The sequence below is a fragment of the Roseovarius salinarum genome, from assembly GCF_002834145.1.
Classification (GTDB): domain Bacteria; phylum Pseudomonadota; class Alphaproteobacteria; order Rhodobacterales; family Rhodobacteraceae; genus Roseovarius; species Roseovarius salinarum.
On sequence record NZ_PHNT01000002.1, the window covers coordinates 197433 to 221342 of the forward strand.

Sequence of the window (23910 nt, forward strand, 5' to 3'; positions counted from 1 at the left end):
GCGCATGACGGAATCCGACCCGCGCAACCTGATCCGCATCGCGCGCGAAAGCGGCGCCGAGGAAACGGGCGAACCGCTGGACCTTGGCAGCCGCGTGCGCGAACTGCGCAAGGCGCGCGGCTGGACGCTGGAGCGGGCGGCGAGCCAGGCGGGCCTGGCGCGGTCCACGCTGTCGAAGATCGAGAACGGGCAGATGTCGCCCACCTACGACGCGCTCAAGAAGCTGGCGGTGGGGCTGGAAATCTCGGTGCCGCAGCTCTTCACGCCGCCGCAACGCGACCGGATCAACGGGCGGCTGGCGCTCACGCGGGCGGGCGAGGGCACGCATCAGCCGACCGCGACCTACGAACACCAGCTTCTGGCGGACACGCTGAGCAAGAAGCGGATGCTGCCCTACAGGGCGCGGGTGCGCGCGCGGGACGTCAGCGAGTTCGATGGCTGGGTGCGCCACGACGGCGAGGAATTCCTGTATGTCCTGACGGGTGTCATCCGGCTGTACACGGAATTCTATGAACCGATCGAGATGCGCCGCGGCGACAGCGCCTATTACGACGCGACCATGGGGCACAACGTGATCTCGGTCAGCGACGAGGACGCGACGATCCTCTGGGTGACCTCGCTTATCTGACCGGGACCGTATTTCACGCGCGAAAGACCCGGCGCACCCGGGTGGCCGGAACGATCGAGGAGTTTTTCGCTTTGGCGTCCGGTTGCCGTGCCGCGTGTCAGAACCAGCTCTGCACGCCGCGCGCCGCGCCGGAGATGTCTCGGCCGATCCCGTCGACCGTGGCACATCCCGCGAGCATGGCCACGAGAGCCAGGGCGATCGCTTTCTTCATGGGTCTGCCTCTTGGTTGTCCTGCCTGTCTTGTGCTTGTCTGCCTCGGTGCCCGCCTTGGAGGCAGGTCAATCGTCTGCTTCGTGCCACCATACAACAGGCAGGAATCCGATTCCATCCCCGTAAATCGGCAGGTTGTCCTCGGGATACCTGATCTCGTCCTTGTGGGCGATGCGCCCCACCGCGTAGCGATGGATGGGGATGACATAGCGGCCCGCCGTCAACACGCGGTCGAGCGCGCGGGTTGCCGAAACGAACTCGGGGCGGTCGTCGGCCTGAAGCATCGTGTCGATCATCGCCTCGACAGCAGGGGATTTCACGCCCATCAGGTTGCGGCTGCCGGGGCGCTCGGCGGCCTCCGCGCCCCAGTAATAGTATTGTTCGTTGCCGGGGCTGAGCGACAGCGCGCGGCGGAAGAACGTCAGGTCGAAATCATAGCGCGCGGCGCGTTCGTTGTACTGCGCCTTGTCGATGGACTGGATCACCAGCTCGATGCCCAGCCGTTCGAGCGCGCGCGCATAGATGTCCATCATCGCGCTGGCCTGCTGGATCAGCGCGTCCTGCTTGAGCAGCACGGTCAGGCGCAGGGGCTCGCCCGCGTCGTTGCGCAGCAGGCCGTCCTGCACCGTCCATCCGGCCCTTTGGAGAAGGCGCATCGCCTTGCGCAGGTTGCGGCGGTTGCGCTTCGTGCCGTCGGAGACCGGCAACGCGTATCCTTCCAGCGCGCCCGGCGGCAGGGTGTCGGCGAAGGGCTCAAGCAATTCGCGCACGCGCCCCTGCGCGGGGCCGTCGCGCATCGCCAGTTCGGAGCCCGAGAAATACGACGTGATGCGCGGTTGCCGCCCGCCCGTCAGCGTGTCGTTGATGTATTCGAAGTTGAAGGCGTGGATCAGCGCCGCGCGCACCCGCCAGTCATCCAGCGGCGCGCGCCGCGTGTTCATGACGAACCCCGTCATGCCCGAGGGTTTCTCGTGCGGGATCTCGGATTTCACGATGTCGCCGCGCTGCACGGCGGGGAAATCGTACTGCGTGCGCCATTTCTCGGCGTTGAACTCGCGCTTGTAGCTCAGGACACCGGCCTTGAAGGCCTCCATCAGCACCGTGTTGTCACCGAAGAACTCGATGCGGATCTCGTCGAAGTTGTGGGTGCCACGGCGCAACGGCAGATCGCGGCCCCAGTAGTCCGGGTTGCGCCGCAGCACGACGCGGCGGTCGATCTCGTAGCTGTCGACAACGTATGGGCCGGTGCCGATGGGTATGTCCTCGATCCCGGCTTCCGAGAAATCCTTGCCCTGCCACTGCGCCTTCTTCAGGATCGGGCGCATGCCCGCGAGCAATGCCAGCTCGCGGTCGCGGGTATTGAAGGTCAACCGAACGCTGCGCGGGCCGGTGGCCTCGATCGTGTCGATCTTCTGCCAGAAGCCGCGGTAACGCGGGTGCCCCTCGGTGCCCAGCGTGCGGTAGGACCAGATCACGTCCTCGACGGTGACTGGCGTTCCGTCGGAGAATCGCGCACCCTCGCGCAGGGTGAATTCCACCCATTTCCGTTCCGGTCCCGTCTCGACCGATTCGGCCAGAAGCCCGTAAAGCGTGAACGGCTCGTCCCACGATCGCCCCATGAGGGACTCGTGGGCGAAGTGCCGGAGTTGCCACGGCGGCGTCCCCTTGAGGACGAAGGGGTTGAGCGAATCGAAGCCGCCGACGTTGCCGGTGAGGATGGTGCCGCCCTTGGGGGCGTCAGGGTTGGCATAGGGCAGTGATACAAAATCCGGTGGCAGCGCCGGGTCGCCATACATAGCTATGCCATGCGCCGGCTCGGACATGGCCGCTTGACACGAGATAATCAGGGCTGAAACCGTCGCGGCCAGGCGCCCCGGGCAGAAAAAGACTGGTCTCATAGCAGCAACAATTCCCCGCGGCCCTTGTAATGCTGGATTCCACCGTAAAAGCGGATTCACGCCTTTTCAAACTTTTAGCTTGGATGACGGCGCAGGATTGCGTATAAAGGGGTCACTGCTCGATAGGTTTCTTGCCTGTATGAAACCTGCCTCAATAACTGAACGCCGGCCTTGTGCCGGCGTTTTTTTTGTTCGCGGTGCGGGGGTGCCCTACGGCCGGGCGCCGGGATTTCGCCCCTGTTCTTCGCAGCTGCAGCATGTACACTCCGCGCGACCACAGCACCCGGAGGGCCCACATGACCATCGCAGGCAAGACCGCCATCGTCACTGGATCGAATTCCGGCATCGGCCTGGGCGTCGCACAGGAGCTCGCGCGCGCCGGCGCGAACGTCGTGCTCAACTCGTTCACGGACAACGACGAGGATCACGCGCTGGCGGAGAGCATCGCGCAGGAGCACGGCGTGACCGCGCGCTACATCCGCGCCGACATGTCGAAGCCGGACGCGTGTCGCGCGCTGGTCGAGCAGGCCGGCGCCTGCGACATCCTCGTGAACAACGCGGGCATCCAGCATGTCGCGCCGATCGACGAGTTCCCGGCCGAGAAATGGGACGCGATCATCGCGATCAACCTCAGCTCGGCCTTTCACACCACGGCCGCGGCGCTGCCGATGATGCGCGAGGCGGGCTGGGGCCGCGTGGTCAACATCTCCAGCGCGCATGGGCTGACGGCGTCGCCCTTCAAGTCGGCCTACATCGCCGCCAAGCACGGGGTGGTGGGCCTGACCAAGACCACCGCGCTGGAGACCGCCGAGGAGCCGATCACGGCCAACGCGATCTGCCCGGGCTACGTTCTGACGCCGCTGGTCGAGGCGCAGATCCCCGACACCATGAAGGAATACGGCATGGACCGCGACCAGGTGGTCCGCGATGTCATGCTCAAGCGCCAGCCGTCCAAGGAGTTCGCGACCGTCGAGCAGATCGGCGGCACGGCGGTGTACCTGTGCTCGGACGCCGCCGCGCAGGTCACCGGCACCACGATCAGCGTCGACGGCGGCTGGACGGCGCTCTAGGCGGTGGACCGGCCCGCCATGGCGTGGCGAGCCACAGGGGGACAGATGACGAAGCGGATCAACCTGGCGCTGCAGGGCGGGGGCGCGCACGGCGCCTTCACCTGGGGTGTGCTCGACCGGCTGCTCGACGACGACGGGATAGAGGTGGCGGGCATTTCAGGCACCTCCGCCGGGGCGATGAACGGTGCGGCCTTCAAGGCCGGGTGGCTCGAAGGCGGCCGCGACGGCGCGCGAGAGACGCTCGACTGGCTTTGGGAACGCCTGGGCGCGGTGCAGGACATGCGCATGCCAAGCTGGATGACCGGCGTGATGCCGGTGCCGGGGGCGATGGGCTCGGCGATGGAAAACGCGCTGCCCTACACGGTCGCGGACACCATGACGCGCGTGCTGTCGCCCTATGCCTACGGGCCGTTCTATTCCAACCCGCTGCGCCCGATCGCGCGCGAATTCCACTACGATGCCGTCTGCGCCGAGGACGGACCGCGGCTGTTCGTGGGGGCCACCAACGTGCGCACCGGCAGGATTCGAATCTTCACCGGCGCCGAGATCTCGACCGACAGCCTTCTGGCCTCGGCCTGCCTGCCCACGCTGTTCCAGGCGGTCGAGATCGACGGCGAACACTACTGGGACGGCGGCTATACCGGCAATCCCGCGCTTTTCCCGCTGTTCGACCGCGAGTTGCCCGGCGACATCCTGATCGTGAACATCAACCCGCTGGAACGCGAGGAGGTGCCGCGCAGCCCCCAGGAAATCCAGAACCGGATCAACGAGATCAGCTTCAACAGCTCGCTGCTGCGCGAGTTGCGGACCATCGCCTTTCTCAAGCGGCTGGTCGATGACGATGGCACCGAAGGCGGACGGTTCGCCCGCGCGATCGAGCAGATGGCGGGCGGCGGGGGGCGTTTCGACCGGCTGCGCGTGCACATGATCGCCGACGACGCGCTGATGCGCGAGCTTTCCGTCGCGACCAAGATGATGCCCACGCCCTACCTGCTGCACCGGCTCAAGGACGCGGGCCGTGCCGCCGCCGACGCCTTCCTCGCCACGCATCGTGACGACCTTAATCGCCGCGGCACAACCGACCTGCAGGCGATGTTCAGCTGACCTTCTTGCGCGCCCGGCGGCGCGTCAGGCCGCGCTTGACCGGCAGGCTGTCCGGGTCGGGCAGCTGGTCGGGGTAGACCAGCCCGGCCGAGATCACCAGCTTGGCCGCATCCTCCACCGACATGTCCAGCTCGATCACGTCCTCGCGCGGCAGGAACAGCAGGAAGCCCGAGGTGGGGTTCGGCGTGGTGGGCAGGAAGACGCTGAGCATCTCGCTGCCCGTTTCGGCCTTCTCGGTGATCTCGCCCTTGGCGGTGGTGGAGATGAAGGCGATGGCCCAGATGTCCTTGCGCGGGTACTGGATCAGGCAGGCCTTTTCGAAGCTGCGCTCGCTCTGGGCGAAGACGGTCTCGGCGATCTGCTTGACGCCCGAGTAGACCGAGCGAACCACAGGCATCCGGTCCACCAGCGATTCGGCGAAGCGGATCAGGGACTTGCCGATCAGGCCCTTGGCCACCCAGCCGACCATCACGGTGAAGATCAGGAAGATGATCAGCCCCAGACCCCGCAGGGGGATACCGATGTATTGCTCGGGATTGAACTTGTAGGGGATCAGCGGCAGCACCACGCTGTCCACCCAGCCCATGAGCGTCCAGACCAGCCAGATGGTCAGCGCCACCGGCAGGATCACGACAAGCCCGGTCAGAAAGCTTGCGCGCAGCCCGGCGAACGGGCCTGGGCCACGGTTGCTGGGGTCGTCGTCGAATGGCGTTGTCATGGTTGACCGTCGTTTTGCGTCCGCAAGTTTCTAGCAGATTGAAGGCGCGCGACAATGCCTCATGCGCGCCCCGGGCATGGCGCGCCGGCCGGTTGCACGTTCGGCGGGCAAAGGGCGCTCAACCCGGCACGGAAAACACCAGCGAGGCCCAGAGCGTTTCCCAGACCGCGCCGCGCGCCTCGGCCAGTTCGGGTGCGGGTTCCCGCAGGACCACGGCATCGAGCAGATAGTCGTGGCCGGGCCGCACGGGCACCTCGGCGCGGCCCTGCGCATCGGTCCGCGTGGTGAAGATGCGCACCTCGCCGCCGGGGGCGCGTTCGAAGACCTCGACCTGCGCGTCGGCGCGCGGCGCGTCGCGGTAGAACAGCCGGACCGGCAGGCTGCCCGAAAGGCCTTCCGCGTAAGGATCGGCCAGCGCCACGAATTCCGTCTCGAGCCCCAGTCGCGCATCGCGGCCCCGGCCATCGCCCACGCCGACCAGCGCCTTGCAGTGGCGCGTGTAGGTTTCGGTGAAATCCTTGCGCGGCAGGCCGCGCGCGTCGTGGCGCGCCGCGATGTCGGGGAAATCCTTGTGCGCGGCGAAGGCCGCGAACTTGTCCCAGCTTTCATATGTCACGTTGCGGTGGCGCGCCTCGTAGGCCAGCACCATCAAGCCCTCGGTTCGCGGGGTCACCCGCAGCGCGGGCAGGTCGCCGGCGCGCGATTCGATCGGGCGCGTCTCGCCGCCCAGCCGAACCTCGGCCCGGGCCGTGCGCCGGGGCGAATAGGGCTGTGGCGTGCCCTCGAATTCCTCGCCGTTGCGCAGATGTGCCGCGACCTCGGCCCCGGTTTTCGCTTGAAACGTCAGCGGTTCGATCCAAAACTCATGCGCGTGCAGCGGGCCCGCGGCCTGCAAGGCGACAAGGACAAATGCGAGGGTCGGAATGATGCGGCGGGACCGGAACGGGGCGAACGAGACCAACATGCGCGCAAGGGGCCTTCGGGCCGTCGTGATGTCAAGCCTGTTGTGGCTGGCCGGCGCCATCTCGGTGGCGGCGCACGAGGTGACGCCGGCGGTGGGCGACCTGACCGTCGAGGGTCAGTCGGCCCGTCTTGAACTGCGCCTGAACCTCGAGGCGTTCATCGCCGGCATCGACCTGGATTCGATCGAGAACACCAACGAGACCGAGAAATCCGGCGCCTACGATGCATTGCGCGCGCTGCCCCCGGCACAGCTGCGCGAGCGGCTTGACCAGGCGTGGCCGCGGATTCGCGACGGCATCGCGCTTTACGCGGACGGACAGCCGGTGCCGCTGGCCCTGGCCGGGGCGCGGATCCCCGAGGTCGGCAACGCCGAGCTTCCGCGCGCATCGACGCTGACGCTGCAAGGTTCGCTTCCGGAGGGCGCGCGCAACGTCACGCTGACCTGGGCCGAGGGCTTCGGCACGCTGATCCTGCGGCAGATGGGGGTCGAGGACGGGTTCACCGGCTATCTTTCGGGCGGGCAGACCAGCCCCGAGATCCCGTTGTCGGGCGGCGGCGCGCGGTCGGGCTGGGCCGCGTTCGCGCAGTATGTTCCCGTGGGGTTCGACCATATCCTGCCGCTCGGGCTCGATCACATCCTGTTCGTGCTGGGGCTTTTCTTCCTGTCCACGCGGCTGGGGCCGCTGCTGTGGCAGGTCACCGCCTTCACGCTGGCACACACGGTGACGCTGGCGCTGGCCGCGCTCAAGATCGTCACCGTGCCGGCCAGCATCGTCGAGCCGCTGATCGCGGCGTCTATCGTCTTCGTGGCGGTCGAGAACATCCTTGCCCGCGGGCTGACGGCGTGGCGGCCGGTGGTCGTCTTCGTCTTCGGGCTGTTGCACGGGCTCGGGTTTGCCAGCGTTCTGGCCGAATTCGGCCTGCCGGCCGACCGTTTCGTGCCCGCGCTGATCGGCTTCAACGTGGGCGTTGAACTGGGCCAGCTGACGGTGATCGCCGTGGCCTTCCTGATCGTGTTCATGGCGGTGCAGGCCGACCGCCAGCGCGGTGACCTGCGGGTGGCGCAGGTGGCCTATGGCGCGCTGACGCTCGCGGCGATCGCGGCGGCGGTATGGAGCGGCTGGCGCCCCGCCGCGCCCCTGCAGATGACCGACCTGTCGGTCTTCGCGCTGCCGATCGCCGGGCTGTTCCTGCTGTCGCTTCTCGCCGTGGTCTACTGCGATCAGCTCAATGCCTACCGGCGCTACGTCGCGATGCCGGCCTCGGGTGTCATCGCGCTGGTCGGCGCGTGGTGGTTCATCGAGCGCACGCTGCTCTAGGCGCGACGCGGGGCAGGGGGTTGCACCCCGCACGCGGGGGGGCTATATGCGCGCCATCCATACCGCAGGCACGGGCGGGCCGCCGGGGGAGACATCCCCGCCGGTCCACCGGTTGAAGCAATGCTTCTCATCCCGTGCCGAGGCTCGAAACCGGAAAGGAAACCGATCATGGCTCTACCCGAGTTCTCCATGCGCCAGCTTCTTGAAGCCGGCGTTCACTTCGGCCACCAGACGCAGCGCTGGAACCCCCGCATGGGCGAGTTCATCTACGGTGCGCGCAACGGCATCCACATCATCGACCTGACGCAGACCGTGCCGATGCTTGACGCGGCGCTCAACGCCGTGCGCGAATGCGTTGCCAAGGGGGGGCGCGTGCTCTTCGTGGGCACGAAGCGCCAGGCCAGCCAGCCGGTCGCCGAGGCGGCCGAGAAATGCGCCCAGTACTACATGAACCACCGCTGGCTGGGCGGCACGCTGACCAACTGGAAAACCGTCTCCAAGTCGATCCAGCGACTGCAGGAGATCGACGAGATCCTCGAGGCCGGCGCCGAGGGCATGACCAAGAAGGAGCGCCTGGGCCTCGAACGCGACCAGGAGAAGCTGCAGGCCAGCCTGGGCGGTATCCGCGAGATGGGCGGGCTGCCCGACATGCTGTTCGTCATCGACGTGAAGAAGGAAGCGCTTGCCGTGGCCGAGGCCAACAAGCTGGGCATTCCCGTCGTCGCGGTGGTCGACACCAACTGTTCGCCCGGTGGCGTGGCCCATGTGATCCCGGGCAACGACGACGCCGCGCGGGCGATCTCGCTTTACTGCGACCTGGTCAGCCGTGCCGCGCTTGACGGCATGTCGGCCCAGCTTGGCGCGGCGGGCGTCGACGTCGGCGCCATGGAAGAGGCCCCCGAGGAAGAGGCCGCCGCCGCCGAAGAGGCAACGGGCGAGGCCGAGGCCCCGGCCGAAGCAAGCTCCGAGACGCCGGCGGAGAGCTGACAGTCACGAAACTGACACCGGGGGCAGGGTATCCCGCCCCCGATTACCCCGCCCGAGAGGGGCGACAACGATCCGAGGAGAGCCGACAATGGCGATCACTGCTGCACAGGTGAAGCAACTGCGCGACCAGACCGGCGCAGGCATGATGGACGCGAAGAAGGCGCTGGCCGAATGCGATGGCGACATGGACGCCGCGCTGGACTGGCTGCGCACCAAGGGGCTGGCCAAGGCCGCCAAGAAATCTGGGCGCACCGCCGCCGAGGGGCTTGTCGCGGTGCGCGTCGAGGACGGCCGCGGCGTGGCCGTCGAGGTCAATGCCGAGACCGACTTCGTCGCCAAGAACGCCGAATTCCAGGAGATGGTGGCCAAGATCGCGGAGGCCGCGATGACGGCCGATGACGTGGAGGCGCTGGCCGAGGCCACGATCGACGGCAAGTCGGTGTCCGAGACCATCACCGACAAGATCGCCAAGATCGGCGAGAACATGTCGCTGCGCCGCATGGCGAAGATCGAGGGCGACACCGTCGTCTCCTACGTGCACAACGCCATGGCCGACGGCATGGGCAAGATCGGCGTTCTCGTGGCGCTCAAGGGCGACGCGGCCTTCGGCAAGCAGGTCGCGATGCACGTTGCGGCCTCGAACCCCGCCGCCCTGGACGAGGCCTCGCTCGATCCCGCCGTGGTCGACAAGGAACGCGAGCTGCAAAAGGAGATCGCCCGCGAATCCGGCAAGCCCGAGCAGGTCATCGAGAAGATGATCGAGGGACGCATGAAGAAATACATGTCGGAGGTCACGCTGATGGGTCAGGCCTTCGTCGTTGACCCCGACAAGACCGTCGCCGAGGCCGCCCAGGAGGCGGGCGCCGAGATTGCCGGCTTCGTCCGCTTCGAGGTGGGCGAAGGCATCACGGTGGAAAAGGAAGACTTCGCCGAGGAAGTCGCCAAGGCCGCGCAGGGCTGAGCCCGCCCGGAGCACCCGGGTTGTCCATCGCAGGCGAAATGATCGGTGCCGCCCCCGAGGGGGCGGCACCTTTTTTGCCGCTGTGCATTGGGGATGGGAAACAGCGGGTCGGAACGCGATCTAGGTGGTCGAAGGAGCCGGCCAACAAGAACCCGGGGCAGAGCCTTGTAATTGCAAGGGTTCCCCGGGCAATGTTCCCTGGCTGACAAAGCCACCACTCACGGAACGCTTGCATACTGCAAATTAACGTCGCGTCACGAAAGTCAGGAAAACCCTACTTTGCCTGCCCTTCGCAGGAAACGGGCGCGGGCGCACCGGGGCAGCCTGCGCGCGTTACCCGTCGAGGATGAAGATCTGGTTCTGGAACGCGGCCTTGAGTACCGCCTGCGCCGTCGTCTCCACCCCCAGAGCCGCGCGGGCGAGCCTGAGGTGTTTTTCCACCGTGGCCGGGGTGAGATCGAGGATCGTCGCGATGTCCTGCACCGTCTTGCCGTCGCCGACCCAGCCCAGCACCTCCCGCTGGCGGGGGGTGAGCGCACGCGAGGGCGAGGCGTTGGGCAGCGACAGGATCTTCAGATGCGCCACGTTGTTCAGCGCCAGGATGTCGTCGCCGTGACGCGCCCAGACCGCGTCGGCGTCCTGCTGGGCCATGCCCGACCGTGCCGCCAGCGAAACCGCCCCCTTGGCCCGCGGCGACAACGACTTGAAGCTTATGGTGTAACCCGCCGTCACGTCGTTGTCCCGGTTGAACGCCACGACCGCGCGTTCGCGGTCCGTCAGTTCGCCATCCGCTTCCATCCGCTCGAGTTCCGCCCAGGAACAGGCGCCGGTGTTGGACAACACCCAGCGCAGCATCGGCGCATCCCGGAACAGGCCCTTGCCGATGAAGGTGTCGGTGTAGGACGCCGGATGGTTCGTCAGCATCAGGAAATCGTCCGGATCGCCCAGCGACGTCTGCGTCAGGTAGCGGCTGTAGCCATAGATCAGCCGGTCGAAGCCGTAGTCGGCCATCAATCGCGTGTGCCTGTCCCACAACGCCTCGATGCTGGGGGCATCCAGCAGCGCGTTGAGACGGGACGTCTCGATCATCCGGCGCGGTCCTCCAGCGCGCCGAGCAGGGCCTCGATGGCCAGCGGGTAGCCGGCCGCGCCGAAGCCGCAGATCACGCCCAGCGCGACCCCCGCAATCATCGAATGGTGGCGGAACGCCTCGCGCGCATGGATGTTCGACAGATGCAACTCGACCGTCGGAAGCGCCACGCCGGTGATGGCGTCGCGCAGTGCCACCGACGTGTGCGTGTAGGCCCCGGCATTGAGCACGATACCGTCATGCACGCCGCGGGCGGCATGGATATGCTCGACGAGCGTGCCTTCGTGGTTGCTCTGTGCCGTCTCCACCTCGATGCCGAGGCTGCCGGCCTTGTCATGACACATGCGCTCGATGTCATCCAGGGTGGTGCGGCCGTAAACTTCGGGCTGGCGCGTGCCCAGCAGGTTCAGGTTCGGTCCGTTGAGGATCAAGAAAGACGTCATGGCAAAAATCCTTTGGGACATTCCTCATATCCGCAAGCGGCGGTTCTTGTCGAGGGCAGGTTGAAACCGTGAGGGATGGAGTCGCGTCGTTGTTTCAGGGCGAGCGCAGAACGCGATCCGACGGTCGAATGTTTCACGTCGACGCGATGCGTCAGGATCGTGGTGCAAACGGTTGCGAGAAAACAATTTCGGCGCTTAGGCGGCACCACGGCCAGTGAATAGATATTTAACATAATATTGATTATGCGCTTTGATGCAGCGCCGGATTACCGCCGTCGCGCGGCGCCAAGATGATAGATGCGCGCCCCCGTCTCGAAAAACGCCGACTTCATCCAGACCATCCTTTCGCCGTAGGACTCCACGGGGTCCAGCGGCAATTCGGCCTCCCCGCCGGTCAGCAACGCGCGCGCCAACGCTTCCCCGAACACCGTTCCCGGTGCGATGCCCCGTCCCGAGTAGCCGTAGACGGCGTAGCCGTCCGGCCCCAGCCGGTGGATGCGGGGCAAGTGGTCGGCCGTCATGGCGATGCGCCCGGACCATGCGTGCGTTACCGTTGTCGCGGCAAGCTGCGGGAAAAGCTGCGCCAGCTTGCGCGCGGCCCAGCTCCGCTGGATGCCGGCGGCGTCGGCGTCACCCATGCCACCGAGGATGAGCCGCCCGGCGCTGTCTCGGCGCAGCGCGGTCATGACAAGGCCGGTGTCCCAGCATCCCTCGCGTCCCGGCAGGATGTCGCGCGCGACATTGTCGCCCAGCGGCTCCGTCGCCATCTGGAAGAAATTGACGACCGGCACGCGTGGCACGGCCGTGGCTTTCGTCGTCCGGTGATAGGCGTTTGTCGCGACCAGCAGCGCGCGGGCCCGCACGGCGCCCGTGGGGGTTTCGACGTGCCATGCGCCGGCGGCGTGGTGGACAGCAAGTGCCGGGCTGGCCTCGTACACCTGCGCGCCCGCCTCGCGCGCCGCACGCGCCAGCCCGCGCGCATAGGAAAGGGGTTGCACCGTGCCGGCCCGGGGGTCGTGCAGCGCACCGGGGAAACGATCGGTCCCGGTGCGGTCGTGCACGGCCTCGGGCCCCATCAGCCCCACCGGCGCGCCGCGGTCGGCCAGCTGCGCTTCGCGGCGGCGCAACTCCGCCATGCCCCCGGGGCCATGCGCGAGGTGCAACGTGCCGCTGCGGGTGGCCTCGCATTCTATCCCGTGCTGCTCGATCAGGCCGAAGACGCGGTCTGGCGCCCGGGCAAGCACGTCATTGAGCCGCTCGCCCGCGGCGCGGCCCAGCGTCTCGCAGACATCCTCGGGCGGCATCCACAGCCCCGCGTTGACAAGGCCGACGTTGCGTCCCGAGCCGCCGTGACCGACGGTGTCGGCCTCGAGCAGGACGACATCGGCCCCCTGCCCCGCGGCACGAAGCGCGGCGGCGCAGCCGGTGAAGCCGCCACCCAGGATCACGATATCGGTGTCGACGCGCTCTTCCAGCGCCGGCGCGGAAAAGCGCTCGGCCGCGGTTTCGCGCCACAGGATGCCCAGCCCGCCGCTCATGCGCGGCGGCCCGGGGCTGTCACGGTCACGGCGGGCGTCATGCCGCCACGTTAGCGGCCTGCGCGCCCCTTGCAAATCCCGCGTCGTTTCCGAACCGTCAGAAAAACGCCTGCAACCCGGTCTGCGCCCGGCCGAGGATCAGGGCGTGCACGTCGTGCGTGCCCTCGTAGGTGTTCACGGTCTCCAAGTTCAGCATGTGCCGGATCACCTGGTATTCGGCCGAAATGCCGTTGCCGCCGTGCATGTCGCGGGCCTGCCGCGCGACGTCCAGCGCCTTGCCGCAGTTGTTGCGCTTGACGAGGCTGATCATCTCGGGCGCGGCCTGGCCGGTGTCGAGCAGCCGGCCCACCTGCAACGCACCCTGCAGCCCCAGCGTTATCTCGGTCTGCATGTCGGCCAGTTTCTTCTGGAACAGCTGCGTCTGGGCCAGCGGGCGCTTGAACTGTTGCCGGTCAAGGCCGTATTGTCGCGCGGCGTGCCAGCAGAACTCGGCCGCGCCCATCGCGCCCCAGGCGATGCCGTAGCGCGCGCGGTTCAGGCACCCGAACGGCCCCTTCAGGCCCTCGACGTTGGGCAGAAGCGCGTCCTCGCCGACCTCGACGTCCTCCATCACGATCTGGCCGGTGATGGACGCGCGCAAGGACAACTTGCCGTCAATCCTGGGCGCGGAAAGCCCCTTGGCGCCCTTTTCCAGCACGAAACCGCGGATCTTTCCGCCGTGTGCCTCGGACTTGGCCCAGATCACGAAGACGTCCGCGACGGGGCTGTTGGAAATCCATGTCTTCGTCCCGGTCAGGCGATACCCGTTGTCCGTCTTCTCGGCGCGGGTCTTCATGCCCGCGGGATCGCTGCCCGCGTCCGGTTCGGTCAGGCCGAAACAGCCGATCCATTCGCCTGCCGCCAGTTTCGGCAGGTAGCGGGTGCGCTGGTCCTCGGTGCCATAGGCGTAGATGGGATACATCACCAGGCTGGATTGGACGCTCATCATGCTGCGGTAGCCCGAATCGACACGCTCGATCTCGCGGGCGACAAGGCCGTAGCCCACGTAGTTGCCGCCAAGGCCGCCATAGGTCTCGGGGATTGTCGTGCCCAGCAGGCCCATTTCACCCATCTCGGCGAAGATCTCCGGGTCCGTGCGCTCCTCGTTGAAGGCCTCGATGACGCGCGGTTGCAGTTTCTCCTGGGCGTAGGCGCGGGCACTGTCGGCGATCATGCGTTCCTCCTCGCCCAGCTGGTCGGCCAGCCGCAGTGGATCCTGCCAGTCGAACGCGGCAAGGTCGGGGGCGTCCTTGGGGGATAGATCCGGGGAATCCAGCGTCATCGGTGTATCCTTTGCATTGCGCCAACTGCATGTTTGACTTAACGATAACGCCATGGATCTGCTTGTTCCAACGACTTTTCCGCATCCTTGTATGCAGAAATCGCAAGTATGACCGCCCCGCCCCGTCGCTTCCTGCCAGGCATCGGCGCGTTGCGTGCGCTCGAGGCGCTGGACCGCCTCGGCAGCGTCACCGCCGCCGCGCGCGAGCTTGACCTGAGCCAGAGCGCCGTCAGCCGGCAGGTGCAGGCGCTCGAGACCCAGCTTGACGCCACGCTGGTGCGCCGCGCGGGCCGCGGCCTACAGCTGACCCCCGAAGCGGCGGATTACGCCCGGGACGTGCGCGCGGCGCTGAACCAGATCGCGCGAGCGTCGCTCAAGCTCACGGCAAACCCCTCGGGCGGCACTGTGGAGCTTGCGATCCTGCCGACCTTCGGCATGCGCTGGCTGGTGCCGCGGCTGGCCGATTTCGCGCGCCGCCATCCCGAGGTGACGGTTAACCTGACCACGCGGCTGGCGCCGTTCGACTTCGGGGCCGAGCCCTTCGATGCCGCGATCCGGTTCGGTACGGGCGACTGGCCCGGCACGCGTGCGCTGCGGCTGCGCACCGAGCGCGTGATCGCCGTCTGTGCGCCGGCGTTGCTCGCGGGCGAACGCATCACCGGCCCGGCCGACGTGCTGCGGTTACCCCTGCTGCACATACAGACACGTCCCGACGCATGGCGTGCCTGGGCGGCGGCGCACGGCGCGCAGGCCCCCGCCCCCACCGGGGCCGGAACGGTCCACGACCAGTTCTCGACGATCACGCAGGCGGCGCTGCACGGGATGGGCGTGGCCCTTTTGCCCGATTACCTGGCGGAACAGGATCTTGCCACCGGCCGGTTGGTGGCCGCCTGGGGCGGGCCCACGGAAAGCCCCGGTGCCTATTACCTGGCGTGGCCGGCCGACCGTGCGCGCGACCCGGCGCTCGCGACCTTCCGCGACTGGCTGGCCACCCGGGCCGAGGACGAGGACGCCCTGCCCCGCTGAGCGGCGAAGCCGACCGGGCAAGGTATTCCACCGGTTCCCCCGGTTTCGGCGTTCGGCTATAGTTCGCGCGAGGCAACGCACAAGGGGCAGACGGGGTGAGATCGGGGGCAATCAAGGGATCCATCGGGGTCGTTTATGCCGGCACCGTCCCGGGTGTCGGGCGCGGATGAGCGCACGGCAGCCATTGCTCTACGTCCTGTCAGCCGGGCGGACGGGGACGGTATTCCTCGAACGGCTGATCCATCGCCATTGCCCGCATGTGACGGCCGAGCACGAGCCCGCACCCTCGCGCTACTTGCTGATGCTTGGCAATCTGCGCAACGATACCGGCCTGTTGCCCGGCTTCACGCGGCGGTTCGCCCGGTGGCATCAGGACCGCCGTCACGGCGAGGATGGCACCTACATCGAGATCAACCCGTTCCTGTGCCCCGTGACGGACCTGCTGGCACGCCCCGACAGGCCGGTGCGTGTCGTTCACATGGTACGCGCGCCGGGGGAATGGGCGCAGTCCATGACGACCTTCAAGGCGTCGGCGCGGTATCGGCACGTCATCGATTACGTGCCCTTCGCGAAACCTTATCCGAGTCCCCGCCCGAAAGGCTGGCGGCAGCTGCGGCCATTCGAGAAGGCCCTGCACCGTTGGAATTGGTGCAACACATGCATCGCCGGGCTGGCAGAGGAGGCCGAGCGGTATGCGCTGGTGCGCAGCGAGGACGTGTTCACGGCGAATGATACCGTGCGGAACGCGGCACTGGAGCGCGTGTTCGCCGCGCTGGGACTGGACATGCCGCCGGATCTGGACCCGGCGCTGTTTCAAGAGCGGGTGAACCCCGCGCCGGCGGGGGAAGACCTGCGCGACGTGGCCGCCGTGCGGGAAATCTGCGGCGAACACGCGAGACGCTACGGCTATGACGTCTAGGAGCATGCGCTATCTGCAGGCCGGCGCGGTCAGCCTTGGCCTTCTGGCATTGATCGTATGGTTTGCGGGTGGCCTTTCGATCGATATCTCCCGGGTACGGCCGGCATTGCTTGTGCCGACGTTCGCGGCTTACGTTCTGGTTCTGGTCCTGCGCGGCACGGCATTCCGAACGATCACGCAGATGCCCGGCGCGCCCCGGGCGGGCCGTTGGATCACCCTGGCTGCGCGGCATCAGCTTGTTTTCGTGCTGTCGCCGTCGGGTGCCGGAGATGTCGCTTTCCCGGTGATCGCGAACCGGATGCTCGGCATGCCGATTGGAGAAGGCGCACGACTGGTCGGGGAAGCGCGCCTTCGCGACATCTGCGTCCTTGGAGGGCTTGGTTGCGCGGGGCTGGCCGGCGCCGGGCAAGCGCCGCCGCTCCTGTTTGCCGGAACCGTCGTGGCGGGGGTATTGCTTTATTGGGCCGACGGTGCGGTGGCGACCATGGTGGCGCTCGTCCAGCGGCTGTGGCCGCGACGCCGGCCGCCGCTGACCCCGCCACCGGAGCGCCACGGAGGCCACCGCGCGATGGCGGCCCTTCTGCCGGTTGCCCTGTGGCTGACCGCGTCTTGCGGGGTGGCTGCCGGTTTCGGCGCGGCAGGTCATCCGCTGGACCTTTTCGAAAGCTGGATCATGCTTGCCGGGCTCAACGTCGTGGGGGCCTTGGCGGTATCCATCGCGGGATTCGGCGTGGCCGAGGCGGGCGCGGCGGGTGTGCTCACGTTCCTTGGCCTGTCGCTCGCCCGGGCGGCGTCCATCGCCATATTGGCGCGGCCCCTGCTGCTCTTGTCGAACGTCGCCGCCTGCGGGCTGATCGAGCTGACGGCGCGGCTGGTGCCCGGAACTGCCCGGCCCGGGTGACGAAAGGCTCCGTTGCGGTTCAGGAGTCCGCCGATCCTAGTCCCGCGCTCCCGCTGCGCGCGCGCGTGGCGCACCTTCCCCCTGCGTGCCGACCTGTTGGGGGCGGCGGGAGGCCCGCAGAACCCTGACACGCCCGAGTTCGCGGTGTAGCGCGGGCCGTTGTGAAGATGCGATGTCGTGGCTGAGGAAATTCAGCAGAAGCTGCACGCCCACGAGAACCGGGAACGCGCTGAGCATGACCGTGCCCGCCGTGGCCGGAACACCCGTGCGCGCGCTTTCGAGCCACGCTGAGGCGCCGAACAGCCCGCCGCCCACCAGCAACGCGAACCCCGCGATCAGGCTCAGAGAGGCGGTGCTGAAATCGCGTAACAGGTAGTTGTAGAATACCCGCTTGCAAAGGTTGCGCAGGTGCAGGCCCGGGAATTTCAACAGCGCGTCCAGTTCGCTCAGGCCGCTTGTCTCGTCGCCGTATACGGCTTCCATCGGCACGTCGCGAACCGCCGCGCGCACGGTGCCAAGGCGGAACAGCAGATCGCTTTCGAAGAAATAGCGCTTGTGCAGCTTGTCCAGCGGCAGGATCGACGCGACCTCGGCGTGGATCGCCGTAAAGCCGTTCGTCGGGTCGAACAGATGCCAGTAACCCGACGAAAGCTTGTTGAGAAAGGAAAGCCCCGCGTTGCCGATCAGCCGGACCGTGGGCATGTGCTGCACGCTTTCGATGTCGAAGAACCGGTTGCCCTTCACGTAATCCGCCTCGCCTTGCAGGATCGGCTCGATCAGGGCCGGGATGAGGCGCGGATCCATCTGGCCGTCGCTGTCGAGCTTGACGATGACCTGCGCGCCCCCTGCGATCGCGGCCCGGTAACCGGTCACGGTGGCTGCCCCGACGCCGCCGTTGACGGCATGGGTCACGACATTCACCCGCCTGTCCTCGGCCTCGAGTTCTTCGAGCACCGGGGCGAGGTCGTCGTCGCTTGCGTCGTTGACGCAGTAGATGCGTTCGATCCCGGCCGGCACCCTGGCGACGACGTCGCGGATGGTTCCCGCGGCGCGGAAACACGGGATCACCACGGCGGTGGTCGAGAGGGCTGACGTTTGCATGATTTCAGGACTCCTTTGCCAGACGGAACGCGCGAATACCCGGGGCGCAGGACGGGATTTCGCGATAGTCGGCCCAGAGCGTGGCGAACTCCGGGTCCTCGCGGAAAAAGGCTATGAAATCCATCGCCAGCCTGCCGACGGCGTGGCGAACGGTACGCGCGTCGACGAAGACCAGCGCGGGATCGTGGGACATGTCCCTGCGCATCGCCGCGTGCTCGGAAGTTTCCGCCAGCTCGAGAACCCGTGCCTGCTCGCCGGTCAGTGTCGGTAAGGCCCTAAGGCGGGTGATGGCGGGCAGGAACAGGCGGCTGTTGGTTGCCGCGATCCAGGCGCGATCCGAATAGTTCGCGACGGGAAACCCCGGATATGGATGGGTCGACACCGCCAAGAAGCCCGCGTCCGCCGGCACGTTGGCCCGTACCATGTCGACGAGACAGGCGGTCCTCTGGCCATAAGTGCCGGCCGCCGAGCGGTTCACCAGCGTCGGACCGGCCTGCAGCCCCGCGATGACGACGCCCGCGCCAAGGGACAGCGCGGCGAGCACGCCCAAACGCCGTGACGGGGCGGCCAGGACGGCCAGAGCCAGTGACATCAGCGCCAGCGTCAGGGCCGGGTAGAAGTGATAGGAATACCCCTTGGTCTGCGCGAGCGCGGCAACGAGAAACCCCGCGGCGGCCAGGGCGGGAACGGTCGGCGCGCTGCGCCAGCCCCCGGCCCCGCACACGCCAAGTGCAAGTGCGCAAAACAAGACCACCGGCAACCGCGCCATTATCACGTCGGACAACGGGGCCCCGAACCCCCAGTAGACCTGCGAGATGCGCGGCATGACCTCGGTCAGATAGGGCGCGGCGAACAGCCAGACGGTCAGCAGATAGACAACGCCGGTGGCGACGAGCGCGGCCGTTTCCACTGTAAGAACCGGCCGGAACCCGCCGCGGCGCAGGGCGAGATAGGTCCAGATCAATGCGGGCACGGCCAGGAAATGGGGTTTGAAGGCTATGCCGATGCCGGCCGCGACTCCGGCAAGGGCCGCATGTCGGGGGCGCCACGTGCCACCTTCGGCCCGGGCCGTGGCGAGGGTCAGCCAAGGCAGGCAGAGCATGATGGCCAGGTGCTCGCGCTGGCCGAAGTCGCGGTGAACCAGAATGGTCAAAAGAAGTGCGAGCAACACGAGAAGCGCACTGCGCGCCGGCCGTTCGAAATGCCCGGAAAGACCGCGATCGACCGCGACCAGCGCGACCGCCGCGAGCAGCAAAACAGTGCCCCGGAAGGTCGCGATCGCATCGGTGCCCAGAAGGTCGGCGACGCCGGCGACGGCTGCCGAGAGCCACCAGATCAGCGGGGGGTTGGCCGCGACGACATCCTCTCCGAAGGTGCCGCCACGCAGGAGCCGAACCGACGAGTCGAGCACCCAGGCCACGTCATGGTTGAGATACGTTAGCCCCTGGACCAATGCGCCAAGTGCCAGCACGGCAAGCGCCGGAACGACACTGACACGGCCGGCCCATGCCGTGGCGGTCGAAGGCGGTATTCCCGTCAGTTTCGTGCTGTTCGCCCGCATTCACGCATGCCCCACACATCCACGCGACAACGGTGATGTGTGAAGATGGCATGAATATGCCCCCAGCTTGTCGTGCACGGGGCCATCCGGTGGCCGTTCGGGTTCGGTCGCTCACCCCAGGGCGTAGCCCGCGCCGCGGACCGTGCGCAGCGGGTCATTGCCACCGTGCTGGCAAAGCGCCTTGCGCAGGCGCCCGATGTGCACGTCCACGGTGCGCGTGTCGACGTAGATGTCGCGCCCCCAGACGCGGTCGAGCAGCTGTTCGCGCGACCACACGCGGCCGGGTTTTTCCATGAAGGTGCTCAGCAGGCGGAATTCCGTCGGTCCCAGCTTGAGGGGCTTGTCGCCGCGCGTGACACGATGGGTTTCCGAATCGAGCACGATATCGTCGTATTCGAGCCGCTCTCCCACGGTCGAGGGGCGCACGCGGCGCAGCTGCGCGCGGACGCGGGCCATGAGCTCCACCACCGAGTAGGGCTTGACCACGTAATCGTCGGCCCCTGTTTCGAGGCCGCGCACGCGGTCGACCTCCTCGGAGCGTGCCGAAAGCATGATGATGGGCACGCCGCGGGTTTCGTTGCGGGTCTTGAGCTGGCGGCAGACCTCGATGCCCGAGACGTTGGGCAGCATCCAGTCGAGGACGATGATGTCGGGGGCGGACTCCTCGACCAGCATCAGCGCCTCTTCGCCGTTCTCGGCCTTGGTGACGCGGAAGCCGTCGGCCTCCAGGTTATAGGCAAGCACCTCGCGCTGCGCCGGTTCGTCCTCGACCAGAAGCACGTTGGGATGATCGGATGATTGAGCCATGGCGGGTGCTCCTATGCGGAGTCTCCCGGGCTCAGCTCGGGATCGACCGCCGTCTTGTCACCCTTTGGCCGCGTCTCCTCGGGCATTTCGCCGGTGGCGAGATAGATCACCTGCTCGGCGATCGAGGTGACGTGGTCGCCCATCCGCTCGATGTTCTTGGCGATGAAGTGCAGGTGCATGCAGGCGGTGATGTTGCGCGGATCCTCCATCATGAAGGTCAGGAACTCGCGGAACAGCGCATTGTACATCTGGTCGACGTCGTGGTCGCGCTGCATGACGTCCCGCGCCAGCGCGGCGTCGCGCTGGATGTAGGCATCGAGAACGTCCTTGAGCATGCGCTCGACCTCCTTGGCCATGCGGCGCAGCGCCGAGGGCGAGCCGTTGATCGGGCTCATCTGCGCCAGCACCGTGGTCCGCTTGGCCATGTTCTTGGCGTAGTCGCCGATGCGTTCGAGGTTCACGCTGATCTTCATGACCGTGAGGATCACGCGCAGGTCGATGGCCGTGGGCGCGCGCAGCGCGATGACGCGGGCGGCTTCCTCGTTGATCGTTTCCTCGAGCCCGTCGATGGCGCGGTCGCCCTGGCGGACCTGTTCCGCCAGTTCCTCGTCGCGCTTTTCCAGCGAGACGGCGGCGTTCATGATCGCCTCCTCGACGAGGCCGCCCATCTTCATGATCTGCGCCTGGATGGTTTCCAGGTCGCGGTCGTAGGAAGAAACGATGTGTTCGTCCTGCATGATGCGTGTCCTTACCCGATGCGACCCGTGATGTAGCTCTCGGTGCGCTCATCCTCGGGGTTGGTGAAAATCGTGCCGGTCTCGCCGAACTCGACGAGGTAGCCCAGATGGAAGAAGGCGGTCTTCTGGCTGACGCGGGCGGCCTGCTGCATCGAGTGGGTGACGATGACCACCGAATACTGTTCGCGCAGCTCGTCGATCAGCTCCTCGACCTGCGCCGTGGCGATCGGGTCGAGTGCCGAGCAGGGCTCGTCCATCAGCAGGACCTCGGGTTGCGTGGCCACCGCGCGGGCGATGCACAAGCGCTGTTGCTGGCCGCCGGACAGCCCGGTGCCCGGCGCGTCGAGCCGGTCCTTCGCCTCGTCCCAAAGCGCGGCGCGCTTGAGCGAGCGCTCAACGATCTCGTCGAGATCGCTCTTGTCGCGCGCCATGCCGTGTATCCTGGGGCCGTAGGCCACGTTCTCGTAGATGGACTTGGGGAACGGGTTCGGCTTCTGGAAGACCATGCCGACCTTGGCGCGCAGCTGCACCGGGTCGACGTCCTTGTGGTAGATATCCTCGCCGTCGAGAAGGATGTCGCCCTCCACGCGGCAGACGTCGATGGTGTCGTTCATGCGGTTCAGGCACCGCAGGAAGGTCGACTTGCCGCAGCCCGACGGGCCGATGAAGGCCGTCACGGTGTTGTCCTCGATGTCGACATCCACGTCCTTGATGGCGTGGGTGTCGCCGTAATAGACCTGCACGTTCCGCGCGGCGAACTTGATTTCTTTTTGTTCCAAGGTGGGCTCGTGTTTTGGGGCGTCATACATTGGCGTGATCCTTTTTCTACCAGCGCCGTTCGAAGCGCCGGCGCAGGAATATGGCCAGCGCGTTCATGAGAACCAGAAAGATCAGCAGCACGCAAATCGCGGCCCCGGTCTTGGCCTCGAAGGCGCGTTCGGGAAAGTCCGACCAGCGGAACACCTGAACGGGCAGAACCGTGGCGCTGTCGGTTATGCCCGAGGGGACATCGACGATGAAGGCAACCATGCCGATCATGATCAGCGGCGCGGTTTCGCCCAGCGCCTGGGCCATGCCGATGATCGTGCCGGTCAGGATGCCCGGCATCGCCAGCGGCAGGACGTGGTGGAAGCTGGCCTGAAGGTTCGAGGCGCCGACCCCCAGCGCGGCATCGCGGATCGACGGCGGGACCGCCTTGATGGCCGCACGGCCGGCGATGATGATCGTGGGCAACGTCATCAGGGCCAGCACGATGCCGCCCGCCAGCGGCGCCGATCGCGGCACGCCGAAGATGCCGAGGAACACCGACAGCCCCAGAAGCCCGAAGACGATCGAGGGCACCGCGGCGAGGTTGTTGATGTTGACCTCCACGAAGTCGGTGAAGCGGTTCTTGGGCGCGAACTCCTCGAGGTAGATCGCCGCGGCCACGCCGATGGGGAACGCCAGACCGAAGGTCACCAGCATCGTCCAGAAGCTGCCGACGATCGCGCCCCAGATCCCCGCCAGTTCCGGTTCGCGCGAGTCGGCGGCGGTGAAGAAACGGGTGTTGAACACCTGGTCGATCTGGCCGGACGCGCGCAGGTCCTCGATCACCACGACCTGCGTGTCCGACACCTTGCGCGCGGATTCGGGCAGCTCGGTCATGTAGAACGCCCAGTCGTCCACGTTCTCGACCGGGCCGGCGTCCAGCGGCGTCATGATCTCGCCCTCGGCCTGCGAACGGTCGAGGCGCGTGAGCTTGATCCAGCCGCCGGCGACGTGGATCAGCAGCGAGCGGTTTTCCTCGTCGAGGTCCTCGGCCCCGCGGGTGCCCGCCGCCCGCTCCTCGAGTTCGGCGGCCTGTTGCAGCAACTGGTCCCGCTTCTTCGCGGCCGCTTCCGAGCGGCGCGTGTTGCGTTCGCGCTTTTCCTCGTTGGACGCGTTCTCGGCCCGCTGGAGATAGACCTGCACGGCGTTGTTCTGGCGCGCGGCCTGCCGGCGCAGCCGGGCGGCATCGTCGACGAGCTGCGCCTTCACGGCCGTCAGCGCCTCGGCAAAGTCGTTGGATGACGTCGAGATCACCGCGGTGCCGTCGCGCATGGTCACCGACAGCTTGCCGCGCGTCTCGATCTGCTCCAGCCGGCCGTATTCGCCCTTGAGGTAAAGGTCGGTCACGTCCGAGGCGAGGAAACGGTAATCGATCGTCTGGCCCACGAGGTCGGGATTGTTCGATACCTTCTCGGCCAGTTCGAAGGTCGCGCCGGTCGAGACGATGTCGTAGAGGTCGCGCTTGGCCGTCCGCCCCTCGATCGCCGGGAAGGTGTCGCGCAGGGTCTGCTTGGTCAGACCGTTGAAGTTGGCGCGCAGCAGCGTTTTCGGATCGCGCTGGCCTTCCTCGATGCCCAGCTCCTCCTCGGAGATCGTCACCGGCAGGATGACATAGCTTTCTGTCACCGCCGTCGCCGCCTGGCTGACCACCGAGTAAAGCAGCGTGAACAGCGCCAGCCCGGCCACCACGATGGCGGTGATGCCGTAGCCCTTCAGCCGCGCCTCGGCGAAGCGGCGCTTCTTCAGCCCCCGGCTGCGCCGCCCCAGAAGAGACCCGTGATGTCCCGTCGTGTCCGCCATGA

General features: G+C 67.1%; 22 protein-coding genes and 2 pseudogenes. 9 read left to right on the plus strand and 15 right to left on the minus strand.

Translation table 11 applies throughout. The features are described 5' to 3' along the window. The first annotated feature begins 4 nt into the window (after nucleotides 1–4). Nucleotides 5–628: a helix-turn-helix domain-containing protein gene (locus tag CEF10_RS03915; RefSeq protein ID WP_101066459.1), complete on the plus strand. Its 624-nt coding sequence runs from the start codon at nucleotides 5–7 to the stop codon at nucleotides 626–628. A 97-nt stretch (nucleotides 629–725) separates the two neighbouring features. On the opposite strand, the gene CEF10_RS03920 is transcribed toward CEF10_RS03915, so the two are convergent. Together CEF10_RS03920 and CEF10_RS03925 are read right to left on the minus strand one after the other, a co-directional pair. Further along, on the minus strand, nucleotides 726–839 hold the full coding sequence (locus CEF10_RS03920) for an entericidin EcnA/B family protein (protein WP_101066463.1): 114 nt from the start codon (nucleotides 837–839) through the stop codon (nucleotides 726–728). Nucleotides 840–906: 67 nt separating this feature from the next. Then, nucleotides 907–2736, minus strand: coding sequence for an extracellular solute-binding protein (locus tag CEF10_RS03925; RefSeq protein WP_101066465.1), 1830 nt, complete (start codon nucleotides 2734–2736; stop codon nucleotides 907–909). A gap of 296 nt (nucleotides 2737–3032) precedes the next feature. On the opposite strand from CEF10_RS03925, the gene CEF10_RS03930 reads away from it, so the two are divergent. Together CEF10_RS03930 and CEF10_RS03935 are read left to right on the plus strand one after the other, a co-directional pair. Further along, nucleotides 3033–3806 (plus strand): 3-hydroxybutyrate dehydrogenase, encoded by a 774-nt coding sequence (locus tag CEF10_RS03930; protein WP_101066469.1) that lies wholly within the window; start codon nucleotides 3033–3035, stop codon nucleotides 3804–3806. A 45-nt stretch (nucleotides 3807–3851) separates the two neighbouring features. Further along, nucleotides 3852–4910, plus strand: a complete 1059-nt coding sequence (locus CEF10_RS03935; RefSeq protein WP_101066472.1) for a patatin-like phospholipase family protein — start codon at nucleotides 3852–3854, stop codon at nucleotides 4908–4910. Here CEF10_RS03935 and CEF10_RS03940 read toward each other — a convergent pair. Beyond that, on the minus strand, nucleotides 4903–5628 hold the full coding sequence (locus CEF10_RS03940; protein ID WP_101066475.1) for a DUF502 domain-containing protein: 726 nt from the start codon (nucleotides 5626–5628) through the stop codon (nucleotides 4903–4905). The two genes, CEF10_RS03935 and CEF10_RS03940, sit on opposite strands and share 8 nt — an antisense overlap. A 118-nt stretch (nucleotides 5629–5746) precedes the next feature. Beyond that, nucleotides 5747–6523, minus strand: a complete 777-nt coding sequence (locus tag CEF10_RS03945) for a DUF4198 domain-containing protein (RefSeq protein ID WP_232796393.1) — start codon at nucleotides 6521–6523, stop codon at nucleotides 5747–5749. A gap of 97 nt (nucleotides 6524–6620) precedes the next feature. Here CEF10_RS03945 and CEF10_RS03950 point away from each other — a divergent pair, with 97 nt between their 5' ends. The 3 genes from CEF10_RS03950 to tsf all read left to right on the plus strand — a co-directional run bounded on the left by CEF10_RS03950 (nucleotide 6621) and on the right by tsf (nucleotide 9858). Then, on the plus strand, nucleotides 6621–7910 hold the full coding sequence (locus tag CEF10_RS03950; protein WP_101066692.1) for a HupE/UreJ family protein: 1290 nt from the start codon (nucleotides 6621–6623) through the stop codon (nucleotides 7908–7910). A gap of 168 nt (nucleotides 7911–8078) precedes the next feature. Continuing rightward, nucleotides 8079–8897: a 30S ribosomal protein S2 gene (gene rpsB / locus CEF10_RS03955; protein ID WP_101066481.1), complete on the plus strand. Its 819-nt coding sequence runs from the start codon at nucleotides 8079–8081 to the stop codon at nucleotides 8895–8897. A gap of 88 nt (nucleotides 8898–8985) precedes the next feature. Beyond that, complete coding sequence (gene tsf / locus CEF10_RS03960; protein WP_101066483.1) at nucleotides 8986–9858, plus strand: translation elongation factor Ts; 873 nt, start codon at nucleotides 8986–8988, stop codon at nucleotides 9856–9858. A 333-nt stretch (nucleotides 9859–10191) separates the two neighbouring features. Here tsf and CEF10_RS03965 read toward each other — a convergent pair whose 3' ends face one another. The 4 genes from CEF10_RS03965 to CEF10_RS03980 all read right to left on the minus strand — a co-directional run bounded on the left by CEF10_RS03965 (nucleotide 10192) and on the right by CEF10_RS03980 (nucleotide 14249). Next, nucleotides 10192–10947, minus strand: coding sequence for a LuxR family transcriptional regulator (locus CEF10_RS03965; protein ID WP_101066486.1), 756 nt, complete (start codon nucleotides 10945–10947; stop codon nucleotides 10192–10194). Continuing rightward, nucleotides 10944–11390 (minus strand): type II 3-dehydroquinate dehydratase, encoded by a 447-nt coding sequence (gene aroQ / locus CEF10_RS03970; RefSeq protein WP_101066489.1) that lies wholly within the window; start codon nucleotides 11388–11390, stop codon nucleotides 10944–10946. The genes CEF10_RS03965 and aroQ overlap by 4 nt, the downstream gene beginning before the upstream one ends. Nucleotides 11391–11656: 266 nt before the next feature. After that, entirely contained in the window at nucleotides 11657–12928 is a 1272-nt protein-coding gene (locus CEF10_RS03975; protein WP_101066492.1) for an NAD(P)/FAD-dependent oxidoreductase, read from the minus strand. Between the two features lie 97 nt (nucleotides 12929–13025). Beyond that, nucleotides 13026–14249: an acyl-CoA dehydrogenase gene (locus CEF10_RS03980; protein WP_101066495.1), complete on the minus strand. Its 1224-nt coding sequence runs from the start codon at nucleotides 14247–14249 to the stop codon at nucleotides 13026–13028. Nucleotides 14250–14357: 108 nt separating this feature from the next. On the opposite strand from CEF10_RS03980, the gene CEF10_RS03985 reads away from it, so the two are divergent. The 3 genes from CEF10_RS03985 (at nucleotide 14358) to CEF10_RS03995 (ending at nucleotide 17095) form a co-directional block, all read left to right on the plus strand. After that, on the plus strand, nucleotides 14358–15275 hold the full coding sequence (locus CEF10_RS03985; RefSeq protein WP_101066497.1) for a LysR family transcriptional regulator: 918 nt from the start codon (nucleotides 14358–14360) through the stop codon (nucleotides 15273–15275). A gap of 166 nt (nucleotides 15276–15441) precedes the next feature. Continuing rightward, nucleotides 15442–16194, plus strand: a complete 753-nt coding sequence (locus tag CEF10_RS03990) for a hypothetical protein (protein WP_157932955.1) — start codon at nucleotides 15442–15444, stop codon at nucleotides 16192–16194. Nucleotides 16195–16198: 4 nt separating this feature from the next. Next, nucleotides 16199–17095 (plus strand): lysylphosphatidylglycerol synthase domain-containing protein, encoded by an 897-nt coding sequence (locus CEF10_RS03995; RefSeq protein WP_157932956.1) that lies wholly within the window; start codon nucleotides 16199–16201, stop codon nucleotides 17093–17095. A 36-nt stretch (nucleotides 17096–17131) separates the two neighbouring features. Here CEF10_RS03995 and CEF10_RS04000 read toward each other — a convergent pair whose 3' ends face one another. The 7 genes and pseudogenes from CEF10_RS04000 to CEF10_RS17410 all read right to left on the minus strand — a co-directional run. Then, a complete protein-coding gene (locus CEF10_RS04000) occupies nucleotides 17132–18196 on the minus strand; it encodes a glycosyltransferase family 2 protein (RefSeq protein ID WP_101066505.1) in 1065 nt (354 codons plus the stop codon). A gap of 4 nt (nucleotides 18197–18200) precedes the next feature. Next, a complete protein-coding gene (locus tag CEF10_RS04005; protein ID WP_101066508.1) occupies nucleotides 18201–19757 on the minus strand; it encodes a hypothetical protein in 1557 nt (518 codons plus the stop codon). A 111-nt stretch (nucleotides 19758–19868) separates the two neighbouring features. Continuing rightward, nucleotides 19869–20564 carry a phosphate regulon transcriptional regulator PhoB gene (gene phoB, locus CEF10_RS04010; RefSeq protein ID WP_101066511.1) on the minus strand — a complete coding sequence of 232 codons (696 nt, stop codon included), beginning with the start codon at nucleotides 20562–20564 and terminating at the stop codon, nucleotides 19869–19871. Nucleotides 20565–20575: 11 nt separating this feature from the next. After that, the gene (gene phoU / locus CEF10_RS04015) at nucleotides 20576–21301 is read right to left on the minus strand and encodes a phosphate signaling complex protein PhoU (RefSeq protein ID WP_101066514.1); all 726 of its coding nucleotides are present in this window, start codon (nucleotides 21299–21301) and stop codon (nucleotides 20576–20578) included. Nucleotides 21302–21312: 11 nt separating this feature from the next. Next, the gene (gene pstB / locus CEF10_RS04020; RefSeq protein WP_101066517.1) at nucleotides 21313–22110 is read right to left on the minus strand and encodes a phosphate ABC transporter ATP-binding protein PstB; all 798 of its coding nucleotides are present in this window, start codon (nucleotides 22108–22110) and stop codon (nucleotides 21313–21315) included. Between the two features lie 16 nt (nucleotides 22111–22126). After that, nucleotides 22127–22930, minus strand: a pseudogene (gene pstA / locus CEF10_RS17405) (phosphate ABC transporter permease PstA); the annotation flags it as partial. Nucleotides 22931–23431: 501 nt separating this feature from the next. Continuing rightward, nucleotides 23432–23908 (minus strand): annotated as a pseudogene (locus CEF10_RS17410) (DUF3333 domain-containing protein); the annotation flags it as partial. Between the last annotated feature and the right edge of the window lie 2 nt (nucleotides 23909–23910).

Excerpts from the sequence above, each read along its gene's own strand:
- CEF10_RS04005 (WP_101066508.1), bottom strand. The coding sequence starts at position 19,757 with ATGCGGGCGAACAGCACGAAACTGACGGGAATACCGCCTTCGACCGCC.
- CEF10_RS03920 (WP_101066463.1), bottom strand. The coding sequence starts at position 839 with ATGAAGAAAGCGATCGCCCTGGCTCTCGTGGCCATGCTCGCGGGATGT.
- CEF10_RS03975 (WP_101066492.1), bottom strand. The coding sequence starts at position 12,928 with ATGAGCGGCGGGCTGGGCATCCTGTGGCGCGAAACCGCGGCCGAGCGC.
- CEF10_RS04000 (WP_101066505.1), bottom strand. The coding sequence starts at position 18,196 with ATGCAAACGTCAGCCCTCTCGACCACCGCCGTGGTGATCCCGTGTTTC.
- CEF10_RS03965 (WP_101066486.1), bottom strand. The coding sequence starts at position 10,947 with ATGATCGAGACGTCCCGTCTCAACGCGCTGCTGGATGCCCCCAGCATC.
- CEF10_RS03940 (WP_101066475.1), bottom strand. The coding sequence starts at position 5,628 with ATGACAACGCCATTCGACGACGACCCCAGCAACCGTGGCCCAGGCCCG.
- CEF10_RS03995 (WP_157932956.1), top strand. The coding sequence starts at position 16,199 with ATGCGCTATCTGCAGGCCGGCGCGGTCAGCCTTGGCCTTCTGGCATTG.
- phoU (WP_101066514.1), bottom strand. The coding sequence starts at position 21,301 with ATGCAGGACGAACACATCGTTTCTTCCTACGACCGCGACCTGGAAACC.
- rpsB (WP_101066481.1), top strand. The coding sequence starts at position 8,079 with ATGGCTCTACCCGAGTTCTCCATGCGCCAGCTTCTTGAAGCCGGCGTT.
- CEF10_RS03930 (WP_101066469.1), top strand. The coding sequence starts at position 3,033 with ATGACCATCGCAGGCAAGACCGCCATCGTCACTGGATCGAATTCCGGC.
- tsf (WP_101066483.1), top strand. The coding sequence starts at position 8,986 with ATGGCGATCACTGCTGCACAGGTGAAGCAACTGCGCGACCAGACCGGC.
- phoB (WP_101066511.1), bottom strand. The coding sequence starts at position 20,564 with ATGGCTCAATCATCCGATCATCCCAACGTGCTTCTGGTCGAGGACGAA.
- CEF10_RS03935 (WP_101066472.1), top strand. The coding sequence starts at position 3,852 with ATGACGAAGCGGATCAACCTGGCGCTGCAGGGCGGGGGCGCGCACGGC.
- CEF10_RS03950 (WP_101066692.1), top strand. The coding sequence starts at position 6,621 with ATGTCAAGCCTGTTGTGGCTGGCCGGCGCCATCTCGGTGGCGGCGCAC.
- aroQ (WP_101066489.1), bottom strand. The coding sequence starts at position 11,390 with ATGACGTCTTTCTTGATCCTCAACGGACCGAACCTGAACCTGCTGGGC.
- CEF10_RS03925 (WP_101066465.1), bottom strand. The coding sequence starts at position 2,736 with ATGAGACCAGTCTTTTTCTGCCCGGGGCGCCTGGCCGCGACGGTTTCA.
- CEF10_RS03980 (WP_101066495.1), bottom strand. The coding sequence starts at position 14,249 with ATGACGCTGGATTCCCCGGATCTATCCCCCAAGGACGCCCCCGACCTT.
- CEF10_RS03985 (WP_101066497.1), top strand. The coding sequence starts at position 14,358 with ATGACCGCCCCGCCCCGTCGCTTCCTGCCAGGCATCGGCGCGTTGCGT.
- CEF10_RS03915 (WP_101066459.1), top strand. The coding sequence starts at position 5 with ATGACGGAATCCGACCCGCGCAACCTGATCCGCATCGCGCGCGAAAGC.
- CEF10_RS03990 (WP_157932955.1), top strand. The coding sequence starts at position 15,442 with ATGAGCGCACGGCAGCCATTGCTCTACGTCCTGTCAGCCGGGCGGACG.
- pstB (WP_101066517.1), bottom strand. The coding sequence starts at position 22,110 with ATGTATGACGCCCCAAAACACGAGCCCACCTTGGAACAAAAAGAAATC.